This window comes from Pseudogemmobacter sp. TB195, from assembly GCF_058313095.1.
The window spans coordinates 1-18847 of the sequence record NZ_JBZEGG010000039.1; the positions used below are offsets into that span (position 1 = coordinate 1).

The 18847-nt window shown below is 60.5% G+C and carries 15 protein-coding genes; 9 read left to right on the forward strand and 6 right to left on the reverse strand.

The annotated features are described in order from the left end of the window. From AC4FS3_RS26360 to repA, 4 genes are all read right to left on the reverse strand, one after another. The coding region (locus AC4FS3_RS26360; protein ID WP_491022983.1) for a ParB/RepB/Spo0J family partition protein at positions 1–1687 on the reverse strand (1687 nt) is incomplete at its 3' end. A gap of 178 nt (positions 1688–1865) precedes the next feature. After that, positions 1866–3077: a plasmid replication protein RepC gene (gene repC / locus AC4FS3_RS26365; RefSeq protein WP_491022984.1), complete on the reverse strand. Its 1212-nt coding sequence runs from the start codon at positions 3075–3077 to the stop codon at positions 1866–1868. A gap of 182 nt (positions 3078–3259) precedes the next feature. Further along, positions 3260–4252, reverse strand: a complete 993-nt coding sequence (repB, locus tag AC4FS3_RS26370) for a plasmid partitioning protein RepB (RefSeq protein WP_491022985.1) — start codon at positions 4250–4252, stop codon at positions 3260–3262. Beyond that, positions 4252–5436, reverse strand: a complete 1185-nt coding sequence (gene repA / locus AC4FS3_RS26375) for a plasmid partitioning protein RepA (protein WP_491022986.1) — start codon at positions 5434–5436, stop codon at positions 4252–4254. The genes repB and repA overlap by 1 nt, the downstream gene beginning before the upstream one ends. 228 nt (positions 5437–5664) lie before the next feature. On the opposite strand from repA, the gene AC4FS3_RS26380 reads away from it, so the two are divergent. Next, positions 5665–5892 (forward strand): AbrB/MazE/SpoVT family DNA-binding domain-containing protein, encoded by a 228-nt coding sequence (locus tag AC4FS3_RS26380; protein WP_491022987.1) that lies wholly within the window; start codon positions 5665–5667, stop codon positions 5890–5892. Beyond that, positions 5882–6277, forward strand: a complete 396-nt coding sequence (locus AC4FS3_RS26385; protein WP_047998273.1) for a PIN domain-containing protein — start codon at positions 5882–5884, stop codon at positions 6275–6277. The genes AC4FS3_RS26380 and AC4FS3_RS26385 overlap by 11 nt, the downstream gene beginning before the upstream one ends. 78 nt (positions 6278–6355) lie before the next feature. On the opposite strand, the gene AC4FS3_RS26390 is transcribed toward AC4FS3_RS26385, so the two are convergent. Both AC4FS3_RS26390 and AC4FS3_RS26395 read right to left on the reverse strand, forming a co-directional pair. Further along, positions 6356–7240 carry a recombinase family protein gene (locus AC4FS3_RS26390; protein ID WP_491022988.1) on the reverse strand — a complete coding sequence of 295 codons (885 nt, stop codon included), beginning with the start codon at positions 7238–7240 and terminating at the stop codon, positions 6356–6358. A 57-nt stretch (positions 7241–7297) separates the two neighbouring features. Continuing rightward, entirely contained in the window at positions 7298–8407 is a 1110-nt protein-coding gene (locus AC4FS3_RS26395; RefSeq protein WP_491022989.1) for a tyrosine-type recombinase/integrase, read from the reverse strand. 173 nt (positions 8408–8580) lie between these two features. On the opposite strand from AC4FS3_RS26395, the gene AC4FS3_RS26400 reads away from it, so the two are divergent. The 7 genes from AC4FS3_RS26400 (at position 8581) to AC4FS3_RS26430 (ending at position 18780) form a co-directional block, all read left to right on the forward strand. Next, complete coding sequence (locus tag AC4FS3_RS26400) at positions 8581–9438, forward strand: DUF1403 family protein (protein ID WP_491022990.1); 858 nt, start codon at positions 8581–8583, stop codon at positions 9436–9438. A gap of 2 nt (positions 9439–9440) precedes the next feature. Further along, complete coding sequence (scpB, locus tag AC4FS3_RS26405; RefSeq protein ID WP_491022991.1) at positions 9441–10079, forward strand: SMC-Scp complex subunit ScpB; 639 nt, start codon at positions 9441–9443, stop codon at positions 10077–10079. Between the two features lie 47 nt (positions 10080–10126). Continuing rightward, positions 10127–12241: an N-6 DNA methylase gene (locus tag AC4FS3_RS26410; RefSeq protein ID WP_491022992.1), complete on the forward strand. Its 2115-nt coding sequence runs from the start codon at positions 10127–10129 to the stop codon at positions 12239–12241. Positions 12242–12416: 175 nt separating this feature from the next. Further along, on the forward strand, positions 12417–13319 hold the full coding sequence (locus AC4FS3_RS26415) for an Abi family protein (protein WP_491022993.1): 903 nt from the start codon (positions 12417–12419) through the stop codon (positions 13317–13319). Beyond that, complete coding sequence (locus AC4FS3_RS26420; protein ID WP_491022994.1) at positions 13319–15187, forward strand: hypothetical protein; 1869 nt, start codon at positions 13319–13321, stop codon at positions 15185–15187. Before AC4FS3_RS26415 ends, AC4FS3_RS26420 begins: the two co-directional genes overlap by 1 nt. Positions 15188–15217: 30 nt before the next feature. Next, on the forward strand, positions 15218–15790 hold the full coding sequence (locus AC4FS3_RS26425) for a HEPN domain-containing protein (protein WP_491022995.1): 573 nt from the start codon (positions 15218–15220) through the stop codon (positions 15788–15790). After that, a complete protein-coding gene (locus AC4FS3_RS26430) occupies positions 15787–18780 on the forward strand; it encodes a type I restriction endonuclease subunit R (protein WP_491022996.1) in 2994 nt (997 codons plus the stop codon). The genes AC4FS3_RS26425 and AC4FS3_RS26430 overlap by 4 nt, the downstream gene beginning before the upstream one ends. Positions 18781–18847: the final 67 nt, after the last annotated feature.

Consider the following 18847-nt stretch of genomic DNA (forward strand, 5'->3'; position numbering starts at 1 on the left):
GCCGCAGTTCTCGATGGTCGGCTGACCGTCGCAAACAGAAAACGCGCCGCATGACCCCCATGTTTTGTCCACTCCCTTCCGCGTGACGCTCGTCGACCAGCTTGGCCACCACGCTGTCCTTCAGATCGGGCGCCTGCGCCGACATGTAGACGTGACGCACCGAGGCTTCGAGACAGCTGCCCGACGCCCCGGAGGTTCGGAAGGTGTCCGTCACCAGCTTCAGAAGCAGCAGCGTCAGCGCGACATCCGGCGAGCGCCCGATCGCTTCACGTAGCGCCAGCGTTCGATGGGCCGTCAACTCCATGACCAACCGCTCGGGCAATAGCTTCAGCGCTCCGTCATCCTCATCCTCCGGCAGATCGCCGCCAATCGGCTGGCCACCCGACATGATGACGGTTCCGCCATGAGCGGCACTGGCATGGCCATCGGTAAAATCACGACCATCCCCCTGCCCCGCCGCCGCAGGATCCGTACCATCCTGGACCGCGGCCTCGTCAACGGGCTCATCCTCTGGACGCACATACCCGCGATAGACGGCCAGCGAGCCGTAGCGGTCGAGCGTGACGAACGCCCCTGCCCGCCCGATCTCCTCCGCGTCGAAGATCAACGGCCGGGTCTCGATCTTTTCCATCTCCGTTTCCAACACGCCAAGCCGCGTGTCGATCTCGTCGGGGATTTCATCCTGCCCTGCGTATTCCTCCTCGAGCGCCCGGTACTCGTCGAGCAGCTTGGCATGAGCCGCACCTTCGTCATCCGTCATCGGTGCCGGATCACCGGACAGGGACCGCAGGCCGTGGCTGTAGCCGTAGGGCAGGTCAAGCGCGACCTCGATCCACTTCCAGCCCTCAACCGCAACCGTCTCAGCCTCGGCCTGGAGTTTTTCCGTCACCAGCCGATCGAGCAGGGAAAGGTCCTCGAGCCAGCCACCGTCATCGCCCTGAAAGAGGTCATGCAACATCGTGCCGCCCGCCGCTTCATAGGCCTCAACACCCACAAAGACCGCGCGTCGGTCGGACGCCCGGACCGAGGTCTCGGTCAGCATGCGCCGGATTTGGAATGGTTCCTTGTTCCAGGATGAATGGATCACATCCCAGACCTGAACCTGAAGCGCGTGATCGGGGTTCACGGTGAAGGCCATGAGCTGCTCCAGCGTCATGCCATCCTCGGCGTAGATCTCAAGCAGGGCAGGGGCGACGGAGGCAAGTTTGAGGCGCTGCTTCACGATCTGCGGCGTCACGAAGAAGGCGGCAGCAATCTCTGCGTCGCTCTGACCCTTGTCGCGCAGTGACACAAACGCGCGGAACTGGTCGAGCGGGTGCAGAGCGACGCGTTGCATGTTTTCTGCAAGGGAATCGTCCTCGGCCAGGATGTCGGACGCAGCATCGCGGACGATGCAGGGAATGGGCGTGGTCTTCGCCAACCGCTTCTGCTTCACCAGCAGGGACAATGCTTGGAACCGCCGTCCACCGGCCGGGATCTCGAACTTGCCGGTCTCGGCACCATCGTTAGCCAAGACGGGCCGCACGCTCAGGCTCTGTAAGAGACCGCGGCGGGCGATGTCTTCGGCCAGTTCCTCGACGGACACGCCAGCCTTGATGCGCCGCACATTGGACTGGCTCAGCAACAGCTTGTCGAAAGGGATATCCCGCGAAGGGGACAGGGTGATTTTCCGAACAGCATTGGTCATCAGATCTTCTCCACAACGGGCGCTGGAAGCCACTCTCCCGATCTCACTTCCCGTCACCCTCAAACCAACACTCCTTTCCCTCTAGCTACCCTTTGTTCCCGCACCGGTGGCGATAGTTCACAGCTGTGAACTTTGGCAAATGAACGGTCGAGGCGATAGGAGTTCACAGCTGTGAACATTACGCCGCACTCCGTCGTCCGATTAGCGCCATGACCATCGGCCCGCAGGAAAACTCGCCCGCCGCGGCTTTGGACGTCAACGCCCGCAAGTATCCACCCGGTGATCTGATGTCGGAAAAACGTTCCAGCATAGCCACGACGACGATCGAGGCTTGCTCTGGTCCCATGAAGCGTTGCGCTTCTTCCCAAGCGGAAACACTGATCCCCATGGCCGGCCGTACATGACAAGCCGCGTCGAAAAGTTGGTGCCAGTGTCGAATATCGCCCTGATAGAAAGTCTTGAGCGAGGGACAGCTGGCGATTACCAGGTGGAGTGGGATTTTCGGCACCCGCCTCGTGTCAGGCTCTTCAAGGTCAGCCACAGGCTCACCCGTATCATCATCAGGCACGCCACCCGCCGCCCCGCCTTTTTCCAAGGCAGGTTCAAGATCTATAGATTCTTTATTTGAAGTATGATAGTGACGCTCAAAATGGGCATCATTGGTGTTCATTTCTTCTGTTTCAGGACCGTCAATCACATTACGCGCCTGGTCAAGAAGGGTCTCCAGTTCAGTCCGAAATGCCGACAGATCCTCAAGCGAGAGTTTGCGGCGAAGAGCGCGGGCGGTTAGGGCTGCCTTGTCGCGGAGCTGGTCCCATAGGCCAAGCCCGGGCTGGATCTCCTCGCCGAACTCCGCCAGAGCGGCCAGGTCGCGACGCATAAGGCTCACCACCTCCCTCAGTCGCCGCACACGGTCCTCGGCCTCACGCACAGCCTCTGCAGCCCGTGCAATTTCCTCGGCCCGGCAATAGAGCGGGGAGAGATCAAAGCCGAAGGCCACCCGATCTTCGCCACGCTTGCGCACATACCGCTTCCCATTTGGGCTATCGCGCCGCATGAGCAAGCCTGCCTCTACCAACCGGGCGAGGTGACGACGCATCGTCGAGCAAGGCATCCCGTTCAGCCGCTCGCAGATCGCCTTGTTGGATGGGAAGACGACCATTTCGGTGTTCCCGCCAAGCGCATCATCCGGAAAGAAGCTGAGAAGCCCCTGAAGAACGGTCAGATCGCGCTCGGAAACCCGAAAGGCGGCCTGTGCCTTGGACAGCTCGCGGAGGAGCTCCCACTTGTTGACGGGCTTGCCAGGAACAGACGCCTCAGGACGCCCGACCATGCGCAGATGGGCGTGCGAGATCGGCCGCATAAACGGCGAAATCGGTGTGTAATCCATGATGTCGTTCACGAAGGCATAGAAAAGCTGTTCCGCGAATCACATATGACTTGCGGTTTGCGCGCTGGCCCACTACCTTGAAAGTGCTAAGATCAAAGTTGGGGTCTCGTGGAGCGCAAGCTTTGCGGGACCTTTTCTTTAGCCTGTACCGTGCCTCCTTTTTGTTGCTGCTCTGCCTCTCTTCATGTCTCGCGTTTCCAGCGATCGTGAAGCTCTTCGAGGACGTCCTGCGCGCGGGCATCAAGCCACTCCGCAAAGGCATCATCCACATCCGTCAGGTCCAGGCGAAGCGCCCGGCCAGATCTCTTGATCGCGCCCACTGGCGTGCCATCAATGACAAGGGCAGTGGTCTTCGATCTCGGCTTCTTGCCGAGCGTCGGACTCACACTCTTTTTTATGTGCCGTGCAACGGCTTCAAAAGCCGCCACCGAAGGATCAACCTTAGGATCCTCGTCGGCCTGTTCGCTCACGGCGGTCTTGGCACGAACATCAAGAGCAACCCGGGAAAGTTCGTCGATATCGATCCGGCTGTCGGAAAGCTCTTTCGCTAGTGCTTCCCATCTGGGACGGCCGACGCCGTGAGCCGGTCCGATTGCGTGGGCCAAGGCAGTTCCGATCGCCTTGGCAACAGAGACCGACATCGATACCGCCGAGCGGGTCACGTTCAGCACCTCGGCAATCTGTGCCTGAGAGCCAAAGCCACTATCGAGCAGTTCTTGAGCGAAGAGGGCACGCTCGATGTAGCTCAGGTCACGTCTACCAGTGTTTTCTGAGACTTGAGCGCGCAGTGCGGCGGTATCGTCCAGGTTGGCTATGAGGGCCCGAACCTTGCTCACTTTGTCGGAGGCACGAATGGCCTCAAGACGGCGGCGTCCATAGACGAGGAGATACCGATTGGGGTCGGTCGGATGGCGCCGAACAAGGATGGGCACAGTTTGCCCGTTTTGTTCAATCGACGCGCGAAGATCGTGCACATCCTTTGGATCGAGGCGGTCCGAGTATCGCTCGTCTTGGATCTCGACCGGATCGAGCTCCCAGACATGGTGAGCATCGACAGCATCACGCGCCGACCGCAGGGCCCGATTGCTTGACATCATGCTACCGGCGGCAGGGGACGTCCCCGCCGCAGCCAGACTATCGAGCATGGACATGCGCTTTTTCTTGCTGTCGGTCATCAGCGCCCCCAAGTCTTCTGAATGAGCTGGGTAATCTCGTCGTTGACCGCATTCAGGCTTTCAATGGCTCGGTCATAGGTCGTCCGAGTGAAGGCGCTGCGTTCGACCTCGTAAAGGGTCTGCTTGGTCAAACCGGCATCCGAGATGGCCGTCGACTTGAGCATCGGCGCGTTCAAGACCTTGTCGCCATACATCGTCCGCAAGAAGGCAACGATACGGTTCTGCGGTGCGTCTGTCGGCTCATACCGGGTCAAGAGATACCGCATCCAGTCATGCGACATGTCTGCTCCACTGTCGGCAATGACGTCCATCAGGTCGGCCGTCATTCTGAGAAACTGGCTCATCGACATCACGTCGAGCATCTCGGGATGGATCGTCACGAGAACGCCTGTCGCGGCCGACAGCGCGGACATGGTCAAAAATCCGAGCTGCGGAGGACAGTCGATGACGACGACGTCATATTGCTCATCGACCTGCGCCAGCGCCTCCTTCACACGGAAGAAGAACAAACCCGCGTTGCCGCGAGAAAGTGCCCGTGGCGTCTCGTGCTCGAACTCCATCAGTTCGAGATTCCCAGGAATCAGGTCGAGGTTCGGGATGTATGTCTTGCGGATCACCTCGGCGATCGGAACCGGGTCTTCATAACGAATCGCATCGTAGAGCGTACCGCCGTCCAGAAGGTCGAATTCCGGCTGAACCCCATGCAAGGCCGTAAGTGAAGCCTGCGGATCAAGGTCGATCGCCAGGACACGGTAACCCTTGAGGGCCAACCGTTGAGCAAGATGCGCCGAAGAGGTCGTCTTTCCGGACCCACCCTTGAAGTTCATCACGCCGATGATCTGCAGATGGTCACCGGCGCGACGACCGGGCAGGTAGTCTCCTGGCTTTCGAGCCGTTTTCTCCAACAAAACCCGCAATTTATGGATATCTTCAGCCGAATAATGCCGCCGGTTCCCCGATGAAACTTCTGGCGACGGGCCCTTGCCATCAAGGTGGAGCTTTCTGAGGTATGAGTCGTTGACGCCCAGCAGAGCAGCAGCTTCCCCAGAGGTGAATTTGCGCATAGACTTGGATGCGTCGGGCGGAAACAGGCTCTCACGCTGCGAATGCAGCTGCGCCGCCAGCAACTCGGAGTGCTGACGGATCACGGTGTTCAGGTCTTCCTGTGTATCGGCTCTGCTCATCTGCCCTCGCGCGACCCCTTTTTCTTGCTGGGGCGTGTTCACGGATTATGGCGTTTAGTCGCCCTTTTCCGTGACTATTGCCGGAGGAGTCAGATTCGTGCAAGCTCTTTCTAAATGTGGTGTCAGCCGCTGCGTGATGCACAAGAGTGGCTCGGGTTCGTGGGCAGGCTTGTCTTAGGAACCTTTTGGATATACATTACAAGACGTATATCCGCATGGGAGGTCAAGATGCAGGTCGCAAAATGGGGTAACTCGCTGGCCGTCCGTTTGCCCGCAGAGCTCGTCCGAGAGCTTGGTGTCAAGGAGGGTGATCAGATCGACCTGGTCAAGGACGACGGACGGGTCAGAGTCCGTCGCCTTGCTCGTGCGGATGAGGTGCTGACCGGCCTGCGCCGCTTCCGGGGCAAGTTGTCCGCAGCAGAACGTCTGAGCCGCGACGACGCGCATGAGCGCTGAGTTTGCGGACACGAATGTCGTTCTTTACCTGCTCGACGACGGTCCGAAGGCCGATCGCGCCGAGGTCATCCTGGGGCAGGGGCCCCGGATCAGCGTTCAGGTTCTGAACGAGTCACTGGTGAACTGCCGCCGCAAAGCTGGCCTCAGTTGGGAGGAAGCAGCGGCCTTTCTCGAAGGCGTGCGCGCCTTGTGTCCCGTCGAGGATCTCACCGTGCAGACCCATGATGTCGGCCGCGCTTTGGCGGAACGCTACGGCTTCTCGATCTACGACGCGATGATCGTGGCCAGCGCTTTGGTTGCGGGATGTACCACGCTGTGGAGCGAGGACATGCAAGATGGCCTGCTGGTGGAAGGCCAGCTTCGCATCGTCAACCCCTTTGCATGAGCGGACGGCTTCTGAGTCTGGTGCTGGCCTTAGCCTTGTAATCCTTCCATGTCGTGCATGATTTGCGGGGTTTCTGTACTACTCAAGCAGCCCCAGCCTCTCAGCCCGCTCCAGTAGCATCTTAACCGAAGAAGGCTGCCATCTCGTTCGGCCACGTGGTGTGCGTTCGCGCATAGATTCCAGCCGTTCACAGATGGCCCGTAGGGTCATGTCGGGTTTGGCGCCCTTGATGCCTGCGACAATGGCGGGCAGGCGGTCGTCCGTTTCGCGGCGCCCGGCGCGGGCCAGCACCTCGACAGGCAGGAAGCCGTCGCGGACATAGGCCTTCACAGCGCGTTGCAGGCGGCTTTGGGTCCAGCTACGCGCTTCGGGCAAGGGGCCGTTGATGATGCGCAACACGTCCTCCCAAGCCAAGTCGGGGCGCAACCGGCGCACATGGGGCACCCAGTCTTGTGCCGTCTCGTTCAGGCGCTCCATGTAGCCGTCCTGTCGCGCCAGCCGCACTTTGCGAAGAGCGGCAGGGTCTTTGGCCCGCAGCCCAGGGTTCCCGCCAACGCGGCCCTTTGTGCGTGCGCTGGCAAGGCCGGCCTTGGTGCGTTCCCGGATCAGGGCGCGTTCGAACTCGGCCGCAGCCCCCAGCACTTGCAACGTGAACTTGCCCTGCGGCGATGCCGTGTCGATTGGGTCTTGAATGGAACGAAAGAAAGCACCCTTGGCTTCAAGCCGTTCGATCACCTCGAGGAGATGCGAAAGCGACCGCGCCAGCCGGTCGATCCGCACGACCACCAGCGTGTCGCCCTTGGCGACGCGTTCCAGCACGCGCGCCAACACCGGCCGCGCACGATTGCCGCCAGAGGCCTGCTCCTCATGGATCTCGGCGCAGCCTGCAGATTTCAGGGCCTGCGACTGGGGCAGGGGGGTCTGATCCTCGGTCGAGACCCGGGCATAACCTATCAGGGGCATCAAAACAGTCTTTTGCAGTTTCATATAACGCGACTAAACGACCGAATGAGCCCGCGATCAGAGACCGGCTGCTTTAGTCAGGTTCACCCGGAACCGGTCGCGACGGCGCTGGTAGCGCCGGGTCATCTCGGCAGATGCGTGTCCGAGCTGCTTCTGGACGTAACGCTCGTCGACTTCGGCCGAACTGGCGAGGCCGGCACGCAGGCTATGGCCAGAGAAGAGCGCGAGGCGGTGTTTCTCGGGCAGCTCGGACCGGATGCCGGCATCAAGAACAGTGCGCTTGATCAGTCGCGCAACGTGCTTGTCGTTCAGTCGAGACTCTAGCGCCCGTTTGCCATCGCGCGAGGTGCCCACGAAGATGGGGCCGAAGTCGATCTTCGCGAAGTGCAGCCATTGTTCGAGCGCATGGACCGGGCAGGTCTGCTCCTTCGAGCCGCGGCCGATCTCGACCTCGCGCCAGCCGGTCTTGGCGTTGAGCGCCAGCAGCGCACCTTTCTCCATAATCTCGACCCAACCGCCACTGTCGGGCGTGTCGTCCTTTTTCACATCGAGACTGACAATTTCGCTGCGACGCAGCCCACCAGCATAGCCAAGCAGAAGGATCGCCCGATCCCGCAGCCCGCGCAGATCATAGGGCAGGGTGGCCACCATCGCGAGGATGTCTTCCGCCAGAATGGCCTCCTTCTGAACCGGCGGTCGCGCGTGTTTTCGCTTGATCCCCGCCAGCACCGTGGCGATGTGCCGGTTCTTGCGATCGAGGGTAAATCCCCGCTGCGCGTAGTTCCAGGCGAGACCCGACAGGCGGCGGTCTATGGTGCTGACCGAAAGGGTAGGGGAGGGACCTGACCCGGACGCAAGATCCGCGAGGTACAGGCCGATCATCTCCGGCGACGGCGGCAGCTGCTCAGCGCCCTTCATCCGGCACCAGCGTGCGAAGTGCGCCCAGTCCTTGGCATAGGCCCTCAGCGTGTTCTCTGACGCTGCCGCGCGGGCATAGTCGCGGGCGGTGTCGAGCAGCCGGTCAAGGGCGCCGGAGCCAGCCACAAAGGACGGCAGGCTCAAGGCCTCGCCGTCAGGACGATCTCTCTCGTTGTCCTCGTTGGACGAAGGCCCGATTGGCACGTCCGAGCTCGATTTCTCAGTGTTTTCTGACATGCCGCTGAGCATATTCTTTTGCGTCCGATAATGCAACCTTATTGGACATTATGCGGGAATGACAGGCGCGGCGGATAATGAGAACCTATCTAGTATAAAGCGCCGATACTTGCTAGCGTTCCGCCATGAAAGTTGGCACAAAATCTCCCCTGCCTCCCTCAAATCCTCCGGCCCTGCCGCGATGGATGCGGCAGGGCGCTGGTCGCGATGATCATGAAACAGCGATGTTTTCTGCTGGGGCAGTCCTTGCGGTGCTGGACCCGATTGCCCGGTCCGGGGATCCGGTCGGCATCCTCTGGCGCAAGCGGCTGGCGCTCTCGTGCGCGGCGGCAGTTTCCCAGTGGGAAGGGCGCCGGGAAGGCGAAGCACAGCTGCGCGATGCCTTTGCCCTGTGCAGGCCCGGCGACGATCCCGGTCCGGCCGGGCGGATGCTGATCGGCTGGCGCGCCCTTGGCGAGGTGCGGGCGCTGAGATCGGCGGAGTGGCCCGCGCGCTTGCCTGGCTTCTTCGATCTGGCATCCGAGCCGAGCGCTGAGGTCATTCGTGACCTCGGCGCGCGGTTTGTTGGGCGCATCCCGCCCCTGCGGCTTGCGGCGGCGGCGGCGCGGGACGTGCTGGCCCTCGGCCCGGGCTGGCGCGGCCCTGCTCTCTGGTTGGCGGATGCGCTTTTGGCCCGGGCGCTCGGCTGGGATCGGCCGGTGCCGCTACTCGCCGCCCATCTGCCGCGGGCAGCTTTTCGGCTGGAGGGCGAGGCATGGCTTGCGGCCTGCGCGAGTGCCTGGGGCAGGGGGGCGGTTGCCGCCATTGATCTTCATGCCGAGCTGACCCGCCGCGCCGATGCGTTGCGCGCGGCACATTTACGGCGGCCGGGAAAGGACACGGCCGCCATCATCAATGCACTTTTGACCGAGGATGCGCTGGCGGCCCAAGCGGGGGCCGAGGCCAGTGACCGGGCGGCGCGGCGGTTGTTCGACCGGCTGACCTCCCTCGGGCTGGTGCGTGAGCTGACCGGTCGGCCGACCTTTCGGCTTTACGGGTTGTGACAATGGCCCCGAAATCATCTGAGCCGCTGGACACCGAACTCGCCGAGCTGCCGCAGGCGCTGCGCTGGCGGGAATGGATGGCGCGGGTTGAGGCTGTGCTATTCACCGCCTCCGAGCCAGTGGGGCGGGAGGTGCTCGCCCGGGTGGTGGGCCGAGATTGTGGGCTGGATCTGCTGATCGAGGATATTTCCGCTGAACTGGTGGGGCGTCCGTATGAGATTGCACGTGTGTCGGGCGACTGGCAATTCCGCACCAGGCCGGACCATGCGGCGGCGATCCGGGCGGCGCGCGGTGAGGATGATACCACCCGTGATCTGACCCAAAACGAAGCCCTCGTCCTGACCATCATCGCCTATATGCAGCCGGTGACCCGCGGCGCGATCTCGCGACTGACCGGCCGCGAAGTGAGCCGTGATCTGATCGCACGGCTGCACCGCCAGGCCCTGATCGCCCGAGGTCCGCGTAGCCCCGAACCCGGTGCGCCCTATACCTATGTCACCACGCCGGGGTTTCTGGTGCAGTTCGGGCTCGAAACCCTGCGCGATCTGCCGGAGCTCGAAGCACTGGAAGATGCCGGGCTGCTTAAACCGGTGGGAAAGATCGATCTGGATTTCCCCATTTCTTCTGACGGGCCAGAATAGGTTATCCTTTGCACAGATAGTATGCGGCGTGGGCGAAAGCTGGGTTGATGGACGTCGAGACCGCGAGTATCGTCATGCAAGGCAGAACAGCGGAAGTTGAAGGCAAACAGGCCCTTCCGAGGACTTTGGAAGGTGAAATTTTGAGTCAGGAAACGATCAAGACCAACGCCGCGTACATCTGGTCCATTGCGGAAATCCTGCGTGGGGATTTCAAGCAATCCGAATACGGCAAGATCGTCCTTCCCTTCACTGTCCTGCGGCGCCTCGACTGCCTTCTGGAGCCGACCAAATCGGCCGTGCTGGAAACGGCTTCTACGCTGCCCGAAGAAACTGATGACGAAGCGCGCGCGATGATCCTGACGGCCATCGCCTCGCCGGGTGGGCAGATCTATAACGAGAGCCAGTTCACCTTCGCTTCGTTGCGAGGACAAGATCCACGCCAGCTTCGGGCCAACCTGATCGACTATATCGCTAAGTTCAGTCCGAACGTTCGCGACATCTTCATTGAGAAGTTCGAGTTCACCGAAGCACTGAAGAAGCTGGATAATGCCGGTATCCTATGGGCGGTTTTCGACCGCGTCAGTCAGATCGACCTGCACCCGGAAGCGGTATCCAACCTCGAAATGGGCTATCTGTTCGAGGAGCTGATCCGTCGCTTCTCAGAAATGTCCAATGAAACAGCAGGGGAGCATTTCACCCCTCGGGAAGTCGTGCGTTTGATGGTCGACCTGCTGATCGCCAACGATCAGGGTGCACTGTCTGGGCGGCACATCGTGCGCCGCATATATGATCCAGCGTGCGGAACGGGCGGGATGTTGTCGATTGCCGAAGAGCGCATGGTGGAGATGAACCCCACCCTGCACGTCGATCTGTTCGGCCAGGAACTGAACGCGGAATCCTTCGCCATCTGCAAATCGGACATGCTGGTCAAAGGCCACGATGCGTCGCGCATCGCTTTTGGCAACACGCTGATCCAGGACGCCCACAAGGGGCAGACCTTCCACTACATGCTGTCTAACCCGCCCTATGGGGTGGATTGGAAGAAATACGCTGATCCGATCAAAGAAGAGGCCGCAGACCGTGGAATGCAGGGTCGGTTCGGTGCAGGCCTGCCGCGCATCTCTGATGGTCAACTGCTGTTCTTGCAGCACATGATTGCGAAGATGCGCGACGACGAAAATGGCTCGCGCATCGGCATCGTCATGAACGGATCGCCCCTGTTCACCGGCGGCGCGGCATCGGGTGAGTCCGAGATCCGGAGGTGGATGCTGGAAAACGACTGGGTCGAAGCGATCATCGCCCTACCGACTGACATTTTCTACAACACGGGCATCCAGACCTATGTGTGGATCCTGACCAACCGCAAGCCCGTTGATCGGCGCCGCCGGGTACAACTGATCGATGCCTCAGGCGAACGGTTCTGGCGCTCAATGCGCAGATCCCTCGGATCGAAACGTCGGGAAATCACCGACGAGGCCCGGGCAGAGATCGTGCGGATCTACGGCGAGTATCTGAACGGCCATGCGGGCTATGGCGACGTGACCAATATCTTCCCAACCACCGATTTCGGCTATCGTGAAATCCGGGTGGAACGGCCCCTCCGCCTTCGTTTCGAGGTCACAGACGAGGCGTTGATCGCGCTCGCGCAGGACAGGGCCATGGAAAAGCTGACCGCTTCGGAACGGCAGGACCTGCTGGTCGCTCTGAAGGCCGACCTGGGCGGTGAAGTGTTCATGGACCGCGTCGACTTCGACAAGGCTCTGACCAGGATGCTGCGCGAAGCAAAAATCAAGATCGGCGCGCCTGTGCGCAAGGCCATCCTGGCGCAGTTCGGGACACCGGATGAAGACGCGGCGATCTGCCGGGACAAGGACGGGAACCCCGAGCCCGACACCAGTCTGCGGGATCATGAACTTGTCCCCTTGCTGGAAGACTGGCAAGCATACTTCGACCGCGAGGTGCGTCCGTTCGTGCCTGACGCGTGGGTGGACACAGCGTATACCGACGACCGCGACGGCCAGGTCGGCCGCGTGGGCTACGAGATCAACTTCAACCGCTACTTCTACCGCTACGTCCCGCCGCGCCCCCTGGCCGAGATCGACGCCGAACTGAAGTCGCTCGAGTCCGAGATCGCCACCCTGTTGTCCGAGGTGACGGTGTGAAATTTTCGTGTCTGCGTGCGGTTCGTTATTGCTTTGGTGACAACCCTCGACTAACTGTTGCTTCAACAAGACCCGCCACGCCTCGGGCAGAGCTTCGGCTTTGTACTGCGCACCCTGGCGGGTTACTTGTTTCTGGGGCCTGCATTCGCGCCGAAATCGGTGGCATGGTCGCCCAATGAAGTTCACCAAACCCGCCACTTCAATCACCGATCAACTTGCGCTGCTGCGCCGTCGCGGCATGGTGATCGATGATGAACCCGTCGCCCGTCATTACCTGCAGCACATCTCCTACTACCGGCTGCGCGCCTACTGGCTAACCTTTGAGGCCCCGGCCGCGGCGGGCGATCATGCGTTCCGGCCCGGCACGCGGTTCGATGATGTGCTTGCCCTCTACGTCTTTGACCGCCAACTGCGCCTTCTGGTGATGGATGCAATCGAGCGGGTCGAGGTCGCCCTGCGCGCCGGATGGGCGCATCACATGGCGATTACCCATGGCTCGCATGAGTATCTGGATCAGGCTCTGTATGACAGTCGCGACCGCCATGCCCGCGCCGTGACCTCGCTGTCGGACGAGTTCAAGTGGTCGAAGGACACTTTCGCCGAGCACTACCGCACCAAATACACCGACCCTGCGCTGCCGCCGATCTGGATGGCGGCCGAATTGATTTCGTTCGGCCAGCTGTCGAAATGGCTGGGCAACCTCAAACTGCGGGCGGACCGCCAGGCCATCGCCAAGCCCCTGGGGCTGGATGAAAAGGCGCTGATCTCGTTCGCGCATCACATGAGCTATGTACGCAACATCTGCGCCCACCATGGACGGCTGTGGAATAAGCGGTTCACGGTGACCATGGCCGTGCCAAAGTTTCCGGCCACGCTGCCGGTGGCGATGCGCGGCGCCCATGACCGGATGTTGCACAACACCCTTGTGATGCTGGACCATCTGTTGGGCGTTGTCGCGCCTGACAGTGGCTGGCGCGGTCGTCTGGTGGCATTGATCGATGGATGCCCACAGGCTGATCCAGCGGCGATGGGCTTTCCGGCCGATTGGCGGGACCGCGCGGCGTGGAGGGTAGTGTGATGGAAATCATGACCCGACACGCGCCTTCAGGATGGGTACTTTACCGGCTTGGGCAGTTGTTCGCTGAACGCCGAGAGAAAGTTAGCGACAAGGATTTCCAACCACTTTCGGTCACGATGAACGGCATCGTCCCCCAATTGGATAGTGCCGCAAAGTCTGATGACGGTGACAATCGCAAACTGGTTCGCGCGGGCGATTATGTCATAAACAGCCGATCCGACCGCAAGGGATCGGGTGGTGTCTCACCCTTAGATGGGTCTGTTTCGCTGATCAGCATCGTTCTGGAACCGCTTCGTATCCATCCTCCGTTCGCGCATCATTTGTTGCGGTCGCCTGCGTTCCAAGAGGAGTTCTACCGCTGGGGACACGGCATCGTGGCGGACCTTTGGACGACCCGGTACTCGGACATGAAGAATATCCGACTTTACCTTCCCGACCTCGCCACGCAGAAGCGGATTGCCGATTTTCTCGACGCGGAAACGGCTCGGATCGACGCTCTGATCAAGAAGAAACAGCGGTTGATCGAGGTAGTCGGAGAAGGCTTGGCAGCATGCTTGGAGGGGCTGACCTCGCCGACCGAAAAGAATGCGGACACGATTCCGTTTCGCTGGGTCTGTCGTGTTGTCGAGGGTCAGGTTGATCCGACCCATCCTGATTGGGTCGGAGTTCCCTTGATCGCGCCAAATCACATACAGTCAGGGACAGGACGGTTGCTGGCGGTCGAGACTGCTGATCAGCAGGGCGCTATCAGCGGCAAGTATGCTTATCCCTCAGGGACGGTCCTATACAGTAAGATCCGTCCTGCGCTGGCAAAGGCTTGTATTGCGCCCGATGCCGGGATGTGCAGTGCCGACATGTATCCAATCTTGCCCGACCGTCGATTGACGCCCGCATTCCTATTGATGCAACTGCTATCTCGCCGCTTCACCGACTGGGCGACACTCGAATCCATGCGAGTGGCGATGCCCAAGATCAACCGCAACACCCTCGGAAACTATCGGCTTTGGGTGCCATCGAGGAATACCCAAGCCAAGAACGCTGAAATCTTTGCGACTGCACGCGACAAAGCGGAAGCAACGATTGATCTCGTTGAAGCCTCCATCACACGCCTACGCGAATACCGTGCCGCGCTGATCACGGCTGCCGTTACGGGCCAGATCGACGTAGCTGCCCATGCGCGGCTGGTGGAAACCGCACAACCTCGCGCAAGCGGCGAAGTCGTGACCCTTCGGCCTGTGGCCATTCCAGATCGTCGCACACTCCGAGTGTTGGTCGCAGCCGAAGTGGTTCACCGCCTCGGTTCCGATCCCTACCTAGGGCGCACAAAGCTGCAGAAGCTGATGTTCCTCGCCGAGGCGCATGCCAACATCAACGACATTGCCGGTCGCTATCAACGGTACCGCTATGGCCCCTATGACGACGCCATGGTGCAGGAAATCGAACTGGGCCTGCGGCAGGACGGCTATTATGACACCAGGGGCGGCACGGGTGTCGACCGCGAGAAGGTGGCGTTCCAACAGATGTCGCGCGCCGAGGGCCATCGAGACGCCCTTGCGGCGGCACTGGGCGGCAAGACAGATACCCTTCGGCAGCTTGTTGACCTGTTCAAGGGCAAGGATACCGCAGCAACCGAGGCCGTCGCAACCCTCTACGCCGTTTGGAACGATGCGCTGATTGACGGCAAGCAACCTGATGATGCTGCCATCATCCGGGGTTTCCTGCAGGACTGGCATCCGGAGAAGGGCAAATTTAAGCAGGCCGACCTGCAGACCTGGCTCGGATGGATGCGCCGCCACGGCCTTGTCCCCAAAGGCACCGGCCCGCGGACAGTCTCGAGCAACACGCCCAACTTGTTCGAGCGGCAGTAAACGGATGGTTGGTCCCCGGACGGTGCATTCATGACGGACGACACGGCTCGCCTACAGTCGGCGCCGTTGTTTTCCGACATGGGCGATAGGGCCGCGCGTGACGACGAATGGTCCTACCCCAAGGGGATACTGAGGGACGGGATGGTCGCGTTGGACGAAAACAAGCGAGGATTGGCAGATCAGTATTTCGACGCGGCCGAAGCGGTCGTGAAGCTGGTCAACGACAATCATGTGGCTGATTACACCGTTTCCAGCCCCATCCTGTACCTCTATCGCCACTCGTTTGAGCTTTATCTGAAGTGCCTGATTGAAGCGAGCGGCGGCAAGCCGGGCCGAGAACATGACTTGGCGAAACTGCTGGCAATGGCCCCTTGCCTGCCTGACTGGATGCGGAACCGCATTCTAGAGTTGCATGCCGTTGACCCGCGCTCGACCCACCTGCGATACGGCCATGAAAGCGGTCAGTTCCCCGGACCTGAAGGTTGGGCAGAGATGAACTTTCTCCGCGACGCCATGCGCGCGCTGCGGGCCCATTTTGTTGATTTGATTGAACGCCTGCGTCTGAATGTCCCGATCGGCAGCGCGCGAGGAGGAAATTCATGACCAGCCCCAATATCCGACGCGAAAAGCTGCACACCGAAGAGGCGGTCGAAATCCATCTGGTAGATCAGCTTGTCTCCAACCAGGGCTGGCGGGAACGCCCCTACACCGCGTTTGATCGTACGAATGCCATTGACCCGGAAATGGCTGCGGAGTTTGTCCGGACGACCCAGCCCGAGGCGTGGTCGCGCCTGAACGATCAGTACCCGGGACGAGCCGAGGCTGAGCTTGCCCGGCAGATTGCCAGCCGTCTTGGCGCGGTCGGCACGCTGGAGGTGCTGCGGCAGGGGATCACCATCGTCCCAGGAATCCGCATCAGCCTGTGCGGGTTTCGTCCGGCTTCGGGGATGAACCCCGACCTGGTGCGCGCCTACGAGGGCAACATTCTGACCGCCACGCGTCAGGTTCGCTACAGTCGTTCGTCCGAGAACGCCATTGACGTCGTCTTGTTCGTGAACGGCATCCCGGTGATCACGCTGGAGATCAAGAACACGCTGACGGGGTCGACCTATCAGACGGCCGAAACCCAGTATCGCCGCGACCGTTCGCCAAATGGCGAGCCGCTGTTGACGTTCAGGCGCGGAGCGCTGGTCCACTTCGCTTTGGATCAGGACAATGCCTCGATGACCACGCACTTAGAAAACGGGCGGACGCGGTTCCTGCCCTTCAACCGGGGGCGTGATGGCGGTGCAGGCAATCCGGATGTCGAGGGCGAGTTTCGTATCGCCTACCTCTACCGTGATGTGGAGGGCAGCAAGGCGGTGTGGTCGCGCGAGGTCTTGCTCGACATCATCCACAAGTTCGTGTTGGTGAGCGAAGTCGAAGAGCCCGGGGGCAAGGTTAAGCGCACGACCATCTGGCCCCGGTTTCATCAGCTTGATGCTGTGCGCCGTCTGTGCGCCGATGCGAAGCAAATGGGTGCTGGTCGGAACTACCTGTTCCAGCATTCGGCGGGTTCCGGCAAATCGAATACCATCGCATGGGTGGCCCATCAGCTTGCCACTCTGCACGACCATCAGGATCGGCCCATCTTTGACAGCGTGATCATCGTCACCGATCGGGTCGTCCTGGACCGGCAACTACAGAACACCGTGAAGTCGTTTGCCCAAACCGCGAATTATGTGAAAGCCATCGACGGTACCTCGCGGCAGTTGCGCGCTGCCATCGAGCAGGGCGCCAAGATCATCATTTCGACGATCCACAAGTTCTCGACAGACCAGATGAGCGTCCTGAAGAACGAGGCCAAGCGCAGGTTCGCGATCCTGATCGATGAGGCGCATAGTTCGCAGTCTGGCAAGCATGCCGACAGCATGGCGCGTGTGTTGGCGGATGGTGGAATCGCCGACGAAGATGAGCTGGACGAGGTTGAGCAGGCCCTGTTGGAACTGCAGCGCTTCCGTGGTCCACAAGCCAACCTTTCGTATCTGGCCTTTACCGCCACCCCTCGCAACGTGACGATGGAACGGTTCGGGGTCAGCGGACTCGACGGGCTGCCCGCGCCGTTCCACCTCTATTCGATGCGGCAGGCGATCGAGGAGGGGTTCATCCTCGACGTGCTTCAGAACTACCAGACCTATCAGGCATATTTTGCCTTGGAAAAGGCCATCGACGAGGATCCGGAACTTCTGGAGCGTAAGTCCCGGCGCAAGGTCGCGCGTTACGTTGATTTCCATGAAACCGCGATGGATCAAAAGGCCGAGGTGATCGTCGAGCACTTCCGACGCCATGCTCTGCCGGAGCTGGCTGGCCAGGCCAAGGCCATGGTTGTCACCTCCAGCCGCGAACATGCCATCCGCACCCATCAGGCGATAAGCCGATACATCGTCGCGCAGGGCTATGACGACGTGCATTCTCTGGTCGCATTCTCGGGCGAGATATTGGTGGACGGTCAGGCCTACTCGGAGCCAGGGATGAACGGATTTCCGGAAACGGAACTGCCCCGCAGGTTCGATGGTGCTGAGTTCAACGTGCTGGTGGTCGCCGAAAAGTATCAAACGGGCTTCGATCAACCGAAGCTGGTTGCGATGTACATCGATCGTAAGCTGGATGGGCTTCAGGCTGTCCAGACATTGTCGCGCCTCAACCGGACATTTCCGACCAAAACCCGAACCTTCATTTTGGACTTTCGTAATGCAGTCGACGAAATCCAAGAGGCGTTCAGGCCATATTTCAATGCCACGGGTATGGAAGACCGATCAGACCCGAACCAGATTTACAACCTGCAAGCTCGTTTGAATGCCTTCGGGATCCTTCAGCAGGATGAAATTGACCGTTTTGTCGCCCGTTTCCTTGGAAATCGTCAGGCGGCCGATGAGCGACCGGTTCTGGAAGGAATCGTGCGTCAGGCGGTTGATCGCTTTGAAGCACAGTTGGCCGAAGATGAGCAGGAGGAGTTTCGCCAGCTTCTGGCGTCCTACCTGCGCTTCTATTCATTCATCGCGCAGGTGGTCAGTCTCCAAGACACGGGGCTCGAGAAGCTGCATGTTTATGGTTCCTGGTTGAAGCGGCTGCTGCCGTCTCGCGCCGCGCCCGAAGGCGAAGACATCACTGATGACATGCTTCAATTGACAGCGTATCGCCTGCAGGATCAGGGCGTTTCGGATGGCCGCCTTCAACGCGACGAGACCGCCAGTCTGTCACCAATCGACCGGTTCGGTGCCAATGCCTATACCGAGGAAGAGCAGAGGGCACTTTCTGAAATTATCGACGCATTCAACGCGCGCCATGGGACGAGTTTCACTGAAGAAGATTACATCCGTTTCGAAGCTGTCAATGATGCCATTCTGGATGACGATGCTTGGGTCGAGATTTTGCGCAATAACGCGCCGGAGGTTGTGAAGGACCGCTTCAATGCAGAATTCATGCGCCGCGCCATCCATGTATTTCAGAGGGACAATCAGATGCGAAACGCTTTCATGCAGGATAAGGAGGCGCGTGACATGCTCATGGGGTTGATGTTCCGTCGTGTGATGCGGGCTGCACGGGCCGCTTGATCTTGAAGTTGGTGTTTTCTCCGCAAGGAGCCGTGAGCCTGACGTTTTGGCCGCTAGCGAGATTGGA

Excerpts from the sequence above, each read along its gene's own strand:
- repC (WP_491022984.1), bottom strand. The coding sequence starts at position 3,077 with ATGGATTACACACCGATTTCGCCGTTTATGCGGCCGATCTCGCACGCC.
- repB (WP_491022985.1), bottom strand. The coding sequence starts at position 4,252 with ATGACCGACAGCAAGAAAAAGCGCATGTCCATGCTCGATAGTCTGGCT.
- repA (WP_491022986.1), bottom strand. The coding sequence starts at position 5,436 with ATGAGCAGAGCCGATACACAGGAAGACCTGAACACCGTGATCCGTCAG.
- AC4FS3_RS26380 (WP_491022987.1), top strand. The coding sequence starts at position 5,665 with ATGCAGGTCGCAAAATGGGGTAACTCGCTGGCCGTCCGTTTGCCCGCA.
- AC4FS3_RS26385 (WP_047998273.1), top strand. The coding sequence starts at position 5,882 with ATGAGCGCTGAGTTTGCGGACACGAATGTCGTTCTTTACCTGCTCGAC.
- AC4FS3_RS26390 (WP_491022988.1), bottom strand. The coding sequence starts at position 7,240 with ATGCCCCTGATAGGTTATGCCCGGGTCTCGACCGAGGATCAGACCCCC.
- AC4FS3_RS26395 (WP_491022989.1), bottom strand. The coding sequence starts at position 8,407 with ATGCTCAGCGGCATGTCAGAAAACACTGAGAAATCGAGCTCGGACGTG.
- AC4FS3_RS26400 (WP_491022990.1), top strand. The coding sequence starts at position 8,581 with ATGCGGCAGGGCGCTGGTCGCGATGATCATGAAACAGCGATGTTTTCT.
- scpB (WP_491022991.1), top strand. The coding sequence starts at position 9,441 with ATGGCCCCGAAATCATCTGAGCCGCTGGACACCGAACTCGCCGAGCTG.
- AC4FS3_RS26410 (WP_491022992.1), top strand. The coding sequence starts at position 10,127 with ATGGACGTCGAGACCGCGAGTATCGTCATGCAAGGCAGAACAGCGGAA.
- AC4FS3_RS26415 (WP_491022993.1), top strand. The coding sequence starts at position 12,417 with ATGAAGTTCACCAAACCCGCCACTTCAATCACCGATCAACTTGCGCTG.
- AC4FS3_RS26420 (WP_491022994.1), top strand. The coding sequence starts at position 13,319 with ATGGAAATCATGACCCGACACGCGCCTTCAGGATGGGTACTTTACCGG.
- AC4FS3_RS26425 (WP_491022995.1), top strand. The coding sequence starts at position 15,218 with ATGACGGACGACACGGCTCGCCTACAGTCGGCGCCGTTGTTTTCCGAC.
- AC4FS3_RS26430 (WP_491022996.1), top strand. The coding sequence starts at position 15,787 with ATGACCAGCCCCAATATCCGACGCGAAAAGCTGCACACCGAAGAGGCG.